Genomic DNA, 7,715 nt, shown 5'->3' with positions numbered 1-7,715 from the left:
TCTATCTCGTTGGTAAATTTGAATTCTTTCAAAGATAGCTAGTTCTTCCAATTGTCGTGTATTATCAACTAGATGATTTACAATGAAATCATGATGTTCTTTTGGAGTTGCGCGTGCTTGATTTGGGTTAATAGCGTACAGTTCTTCGTATCGGATAAGGGTGCTCAGATAGGACAGCTTAGGCTTTGTCGCAATCAAGGCTAATTGTATTTCATATCCCCTACTTTTCAAGAGTTGTGCTGTTTTCTTTGGAACATCAATAGTTCGTAAAGTTCCCTCTATCAAAAGATTGTATCCCAAATGACTCAATTCTCTTACTAAAGACTCTACCATTTTACCTGCAAAATATTTGGTGTATTCAACACTGTCTTTGCCATATTCTTGCTGAAGTTCTAAATAGTGTGGATGCTGAGAACGAAAACTATCTCCATCTATGATAACAATATTTCCTTGAAATTCTTTCTGTTTAATACGATGAATTGTAGTCTTACCGGCACCACTTTGCCCTCCGAGCAAAATCGCTATAGGTTGCTTACTGGACTTTTTTCCTCTTGTCAGTGAACGAAGATTCCGTGCTAGAGCATGTTTGAATTCACTGTCAGTATAATCTTGGATTTCCACTAGGCTACCATCCGTTTTTCAGATATCTCTAACATACGTTCAATTCCATCCAAATAGCCGCTATATCTCTCTATTTCATCAAAAGTTTCTACTAAATAGATATTCGTATGAATCAAGTCAGATAGATCATCACTCATTAAAATCCAAGGATTAGATTCATCATCAATGCTAATTCCCTGACTATCTTGATAACGATAGAGTCGAGATAAAAGATTAGCACCTCTTTCTTTCACAATTTCAATTTTTAAAGTCAATTCATAGTCTTCAACAGGATTGAGCATTTTATCTTCTCCTACAATATCGACATAAGATACATTAAACTTCTGACAAATGATGTCTATTAATTCGGTAGAGACTGAACTCGTTCCATTTTCATAACGACTCAAGCTATTTCGAGAAATTCCTATAATTCGTGCAAATTCGGGTTGTGTTAAGTCATGTGTTTTACGTAAGGATTTTATGTTCTTTCCAATCATGGCAAACTCCTTTATTTTTATAATTCAATTATAGCATAAAAAAGTATAACGCACCAATTTTGGTGCGTTATACTTTTTTTCTAGCCTAAACTTTACTTCTAAAAAAGCCACCTAAAGAGCCATAAATATTTATACTTGTATTATTAGGCCATTAGTAAAGCGTATCCAACATCTCAATAAAGTGTTGTTTTTACTGATATTTTAACTATATTGTATAGTCTACTATTTAAATCTCAATTGGGATATTTTATAGAATACCCAAAATTCAACAATAACTAAAAGTAAGATTCCATTGTATTTCCTTGTTGATCTTTCATATCACGAATTTTATTTTTCAGAAGATCAAAGTTACAAATTTCATCTCTAATATCGTTATCCGCTCTGTAGCCATTAATCATCTCAGTTAGAGTTTTCCCTTGACTACCATTCTTTATAGTGGTATTCACTCTTTTTATCTTGATATCAAAAGGCTCATATGTTTTATACTTAATTACTTCGTCTTTAAAATCAAATAAAGGTGTATCCGGTTTAGCATCCCATAAGATAATCAACCACATTATCGCATTATAAAGCTGTTTTGCAGTTTTATTCCACTCTTCAGGTTGTAAATTTCCACTCCCTCTATTGTAATGTTCTTGTCTATTATTTACATGAGAATTACCTACAAGCGGATTAAAAAGAGGTAGCCCTTTGTGATTAATTAGTTCTAAAAAATCCCTTGCCGCACCCATGCCACACTGAATAACTTCCTTCTTGCCATCAATTTTACTCTCAGCGATAAATACATAATATTCATCTTCAATAGTTGCTCCTGCATCACTATGTTTTTGTTGATTTGCTAACAGCTTAATATGTGCTTTAGGCTGAACTTCAAAATCTCTAACAATTCTTTGTCTTGTTTCATGTCCTCTACAATTCATTTAAGTTCTCCTTTACAAGTTTAGTAACTAGCCTTATTATACTATACAAGTTGAGTAAAAAATCATAACCTTCATCAACTAGTTTTTGAAAATCACAAATCCTTTTGGAGAGATGACAAGCTGATTCTCTAATTCTTGGCAATTGCTTGCTAGTGCTACTGTTTCCTTCTCTAAAAGATAATCTTCTTTGGACTGGTTAAAGATAGCTTTAAGAATTTGTCCATCGCATTTCCATTCCAATGCTACTACATCTTGTTTAATTTCTTGGAGACTATACTTGCCATGCTGAATGATTGCTGACGCGGGTTTCCGAATCTCAATCAGCTTCTTCATAAAGTTCAGCATATCATTATCACTTGAGACGCGTTCCCAAGGCATACAACGACGGCAATCTGGATCTGGACCTCCAGTTAAGGATAACTCTGTTCCGTAATAGATACACGGTGTTCCTTTTTGTAGAAAGAGAAAGGCTAAGGCTGATTTGACCAGTTGAACATCCTCATTGGCCGTCCACAAGATTCGCTCTGTATCATGCGAATCCAAGAGATTAAACATAACTTCTGAAATCTGCTGCTTGTAATACATAGATTGGTCATTGATTTCATCGATGAACTGGTCTGTCTTCTTAACTCCTCGTAAGAAATAGTCCTTGATGCTATCAGATAAAGGATAATTCATGACCGCGTGGAACTCATCTCCATTTAGCCAAGGCTGAGACGTATGCCAGACTTCTCCTAAAATATAAAGATCAGGCTTTTTAGCTAGAACTGTCTTGCGAAAATCCCTCCAAAACTGATGGTCAATCTCATTAGCCACATCCAAACGCCAAGCATCGATATCAAACTCTTCAATCCAATAAGTCGCAACCTTTAAAAGATAATCCTTGACCTCTGGATTAGCTGTATTTAATAATAGGGGTAACTATTGCCGGCGAGGCTAGTTACCCTTAAGTTATTGGTATGACTGGTTTTAAGCGCAAAAAAAGTTGCTTTTTCGTACCTATTAATGTATCGTTTTAAATGACTAGTAAAAAACATACATAGAAAGGGGAAAAAGCAACTTTTTTTATTGTCATAGTTTGTGAAAACTAAGTTGTTTTTATGTGTTATAACATGGAAAAGTATACTGAGAAAAAACAAAGAAATCAAGTATTTCAGAAATTTATTAAACGTCATATTGGAGAGAATCAAATGGATTTAGTTGAAGATTGCAATACATTTCTGTCTTTTGTAGCTGATAAAACTTTAGAAAAACAGAAATTATATAAAGCTAATTCTTGTAAAAATCGATTTTGTCCTGTCTGTGCTTGGAGAAAAGCTAGAAAAGATGCATTGGGTTTATCTTTGATGATGCAATATATTAAGCAGCAAGAGAAAAAGGAGTTTATCTTTTTAACTTTGACTACACCTAATGTAATGAGTGATGAATTAGAAAATGAAATAAAACGTTATAATAATTCTTTTAGAAAACTTATAAAGAGAAAAAAAGTAGGTAGTGTTATAAAGGGATATGTTCGTAAGTTAGAGATTACATATAATAAAAAAAGAGATGATTATAATCCTCATTTTCATGTGTTAATTGCAGTAAATAAATCGTATTTCACAGATAAAAGATATTATATTAGCCAACAAGAATGGTTAGATTTATGGCGTGATGTAACGGGCATTTCAGAAATAACACAAGTTCAAGTTCAAAAAATAAGACAAAATAATAATAAAGAATTATATGAAATGGCTAAGTATTCTGGTAAAGATAGTGATTATTTAATAAATCAAAAAGTCTTTGATGCATTTTATAAATCACTTAAAGGTAAACAGGTATTAGTTTATTCAGGATTATTTAAAGAGGCTAAAAAGAAATTAAAAAATGGGGATTTAGATTACTTAAAAGAAATTGATCCAACCGAATATATCTATCAAATTTTTTATATTTGGAAACAAAAAGAGTATTTAGCTAGTGAACTTTATGACTTAACAGAACAAGAAAAAAGAGAAATTAATCACAAAATGATAGACGAAATCGAGGAAGAACAATAACAAAATATAAGTGCTAACAGCTGACCTCCCGATAACACCATGTAGTTATTGGGAGGTCAGCTGTTGAATTATGCACGAGTATTTTAAAAGTTATTGTGATGACGACGATAAACGATTATCAAAAGTATAATGTTAAAATGCTTTATTATACTAACGTTATATAAACATTATACTTTCGTTATACAAATTTTAACCCTGTTAGGAACTATAAAAAATCATGAAAATTTTAATTTGCATGTAACTGGGCAGTGTCTTAAAAAATCGACACTGAATTTGCTCAAATTTTTGTTTGTAGAATTAGAATATATTTATTTGGCTCATATTTGCTTTTTAAAAGCTTCTGTAGGTTTTTAGGCATAAAACTATATGATTTACCCCTAAATCTTTAAAATGCCCCTTAAAATTCAAAATAAAGGCATTTAAAATTTAAATATTTCTTGTGATAAAGTTTGTTAAAAAGGAGTGGTTTTATGACTGTTATGTGGTTATCGATTATAGGTATGTGGTTTTGTATTGGAATGGCATTTTTTGCTATCAAGGTTATTAAAAATAAAAATTAGACCACGCATTTATGCCGAGAAAATTTATTGTGCGTTGAGAAGAACCCTTAACTAAACTTGCAGACGAATGTCGGCATAGCGTGAGCTATTAAGCCGACCATTCGACAAGTTTTGGGATTGTTAAGGGTTCCGAGGCTCAACGTCAATAAAGCAATTGGAATAAAGAAGCGAAAAAGGAGAAGTCGGTTCAGAAAAAGAAGGATATGGATCTGGAGCTGTAATATAAAAACCTTCTTCAACTAACGGGGCAGGTTAGTGACATTAGAAAACCGACTGTAAAAAGTACAGTCGGCATTATCTCATATTATAAAAGCCAGTCATTAGGCCTATCTGACAATTCCTGAATAGAGTTCATAAACAATCCTGCATGATAACCATCACAAACAGAATGATGTACCTGTAAAGATAGCGGTAAATATATTGAATTACCTTTATTAATGAATTTTCCTGCTGTAATAATGGGTAGAAGGTAATTACTATTATTATTGATATTTAAGTTAAACCCAGTAAATGAAGTCCATGGAATAATAGAAAGAGAAAAAGCATTTTCAGGTATAGGTGTTTTGGGAAACAATTTCCCCGAACCATTATATTTCTCTACATCAGAAAGGTATAAATCATAAAACTCTTTGAAGTCATTCTTTACAGGAGTCCAAATACCAGAGAATGTTTTAGATACACCATCAAAAATTGTATAAAGTGGCTCTAACTTATCCCAATAACCTAACTCTCCGTCGCTATTGTAACCAGTTCTAAAAGCTGTATTTGAGTTTATCACCCTTGTCACTAAGAAAATAAATGCAGGGTAAAATTTATATCCTTCTTGTTTTATGTTTCGGTATAAAACACTAATATCAATTTCTGTGGTTATACTAAAAGTCGTTTGTTGGTTCAAATAATGATTAAATATCTCTTTTCTCTTCCAATTGTCTAAATCAATTTTATTAAAGTTCATTTGATATGCCTCCTAAATTTTTATCTAAAGTGAATTTAGGAGGCTTACTTGTCTGCTTTCTTCATTAGAATCAATCCTTTTTTAAAAGTCAATATTACTGTAACATAAATATATATATTTTAAAAATATCCCACTTTATCCAATTTTCGTTTGTTGAACTAATGGGTGCTTTAAATGATTACAGGTATAATTTTGCCCTTATGTTTTCTAATAATTTGAATTTTTTTACTAATTTGTATGTTTTCTTCTTGATTTATCTCTGTAAGCGCTTCATCGATATGTGATATTAGGCGAGTTCCCTCTCCTTTACCAATATAGAAAGGTAGTTGCTTACCTTCTTCATAGAGTCCGTAAACATAGTATTTATCTTTTTCATTTTTGGTAGCACCAGTAATATCATTTAATTTTTGATAATTCATTTTTTTACTCCTATTTAAATATATTATAAAAGTTCTGCTCCATACTATTAAAAATTAATTAAAATAATCCTCTTATTCTACCTTCATTCTGATTCTGAACTATTTATATGTTAAACTATATTTTCTTTAAAATCAAGTAAAATCCTAGAGAATAATCTAAATAAATTTGGGGACAATATATAGGTTTACTAATAACTACACAATACAGTATTTACGATAGCATTAAAAAGAGACTGTTTTATTTATGCTCTAGCTTTTTCAATGAATCTTCTAATACTTTTTCAACCTCTTTTTTAGCAGAATATCGTTTGACTTTTAATAAATTCTCAGGTTTTAAAGAAGGATTACTAGGATTACTCGTTTCATAACAATTTTTATACTCTTTTAATTGAGGAATTGCATCGTACCACTTATTGTAAGATCGTGTGATGATAATGATTACAGGATCATTGTCATCCAAAACACGTTCTCTAATTAAATTGAATAAAAACTTTTGTGTTGGGAAATAACCTTCTTTGCTTATAAAATCATTTAATTTATCATCGTACTTAGTAGAGTAATATGGAAAATATTCAGCTAAAGCAACGTGTTTTGAAAACCAAGGAAGCTTTTCTTTTAAATCCTGTAAATTGTCTACATCATCAAACCATACTTTAAACTTTTTAGCCCAGTAACCAAATTCATTCGTATCTAGGTCAAAAGCATGAAAATAGAGGTTTCCTTTTAGCTGTAGATTATTTAAAAGAGTCTTTTGGTAGTTTTTATCGTGGTCATAAAGTGTTTTAAATTCAGGGGTGTAGCCAGGATTTTTAGATAAAACAATGATATCAGCATTTTGAATATCCCCCACAAATTGTTGCGGACAAAAACCTAATTGTAAACGGTAGATATCATCTTTTAGATTTTTGTAGTGTTTTGTAGAGGTGTATTTTTTGATTAGTTCAACATCTTCGGTAGCAAGAATAGCTTGCTCTCCATTTATATCGACGTTAGATAATTGATTCCAGGGATTTTTAGTTGTAGTCATTTTATTTTTCCTTTCTTTTTGTAGAATTACTATATTTTACGATGTTTTAATATTAAATACAAAAATAGATTTTATTAATATATTCTCGATTATAAAAGAATCTGAGTGAGGAAACGATTTTGAATATCAATAGATATAATATTATTTATATCACCTTTCACACCGCCGTAAATGATGTTCGGAATACGTCGGCTCTACTAAACTGTAACGAATTCTCATTGCCAAGTCTACAAATTATTTTCAATACTATAGGCCAGATAGAATTAACTAAAAAGTATAAGACTAGTACAAAAAGTCCGATAAATTGGAAATATTTTGAGAACAACGATTAATTTAAAAAAGAATGACGGTGAGATTTATTACTTTTATTTATACTCACTTTGTTAGTTTAATTAAAAGCCATTTTTTTACCATAATCTAAGAGATAGCAATTTTTAATAGGCTTTATTTTAAAACTCAAGATCTAACAACCATTTCAATTAGTTAAATCTTTCAATCTTTCTTCTCCAGATTTAAGCATATCCTTCTCTACTTGACTCCACTCCCCAAACAGTAACTCTTGAAGAACATCTGCCGCTGAAGTTGTATTTTCTTTTGCATCATATACACAACCTCTATCTCGTTGGTAAATTTGAATTCTTTCAAAGATAGCTAGTTCTTCCAATTGTCGTGTATTATCAACTAGATGATTTACAATGAAA

Annotated in this window: 6 protein-coding genes and 3 pseudogenes; 1 reads left to right on the top strand and 8 read right to left on the bottom strand. The window is 31.2% G+C overall.

The features are described from left to right. From CJ239_RS11295 to CJ239_RS11280, 4 genes and pseudogenes are all read right to left on the bottom strand, one after another. A partial coding sequence (locus tag CJ239_RS11295) for a zeta toxin family protein (protein ID WP_102211622.1) occupies positions 1-621 on the bottom strand: 621 nt, incomplete at its 3' end. After that, positions 621-1,097, bottom strand: a complete 477-nt coding sequence (gene pezA / locus CJ239_RS11290) for a type II toxin-antitoxin system antitoxin PezA (RefSeq protein WP_000579612.1) — start codon at positions 1,095-1,097, stop codon at positions 621-623. The genes CJ239_RS11295 and pezA, both read right to left, overlap by 1 nt. Before the next feature lie 275 nt (positions 1,098-1,372). Next, positions 1,373-1,828: a hypothetical protein gene (locus CJ239_RS11285; protein ID WP_025173400.1), complete on the bottom strand. Its 456-nt coding sequence runs from the start codon at positions 1,826-1,828 to the stop codon at positions 1,373-1,375. 267 nt (positions 1,829-2,095) lie between these two features. Further along, positions 2,096-2,926: pseudogene (locus CJ239_RS11280) on the bottom strand (alpha-amylase family glycosyl hydrolase); the annotation flags it as partial. 203 nt (positions 2,927-3,129) lie between these two features. On the opposite strand from CJ239_RS11280, the gene CJ239_RS11270 reads away from it, so the two are divergent. Further along, on the top strand, positions 3,130-4,053 hold the full coding sequence (locus CJ239_RS11270) for a protein rep (RefSeq protein WP_000417606.1): 924 nt from the start codon (positions 3,130-3,132) through the stop codon (positions 4,051-4,053). Between the two features lie 795 nt (positions 4,054-4,848). Here the strand turns inward: CJ239_RS11270 and catA are convergent. The 4 genes and pseudogenes from catA to CJ239_RS11245 all read right to left on the bottom strand — a co-directional run. Beyond that, positions 4,849-5,568 (bottom strand): annotated as a pseudogene (catA, locus tag CJ239_RS11260) (type A chloramphenicol O-acetyltransferase). Positions 5,569-5,738: 170 nt separating this feature from the next. After that, on the bottom strand, positions 5,739-5,987 hold the full coding sequence (locus CJ239_RS11255) for a hypothetical protein (protein WP_001814254.1): 249 nt from the start codon (positions 5,985-5,987) through the stop codon (positions 5,739-5,741). A 238-nt stretch (positions 5,988-6,225) separates the two neighbouring features. Further along, on the bottom strand, positions 6,226-7,014 hold the full coding sequence (locus CJ239_RS11250; RefSeq protein WP_000214003.1) for a hypothetical protein: 789 nt from the start codon (positions 7,012-7,014) through the stop codon (positions 6,226-6,228). A 475-nt stretch (positions 7,015-7,489) separates the two neighbouring features. Beyond that, positions 7,490-7,715: pseudogene (locus CJ239_RS11245) on the bottom strand (toxin PezT); the annotation flags it as partial.

The organism is Streptococcus sp. UMB0029, from assembly GCF_002871495.1.
Classification (GTDB): domain Bacteria; phylum Bacillota; class Bacilli; order Lactobacillales; family Streptococcaceae; genus Streptococcus.
The sequence above is the reverse complement of the archived record's forward strand: the minus strand, read 5'-3'. Positions and strand labels throughout refer to the sequence as shown.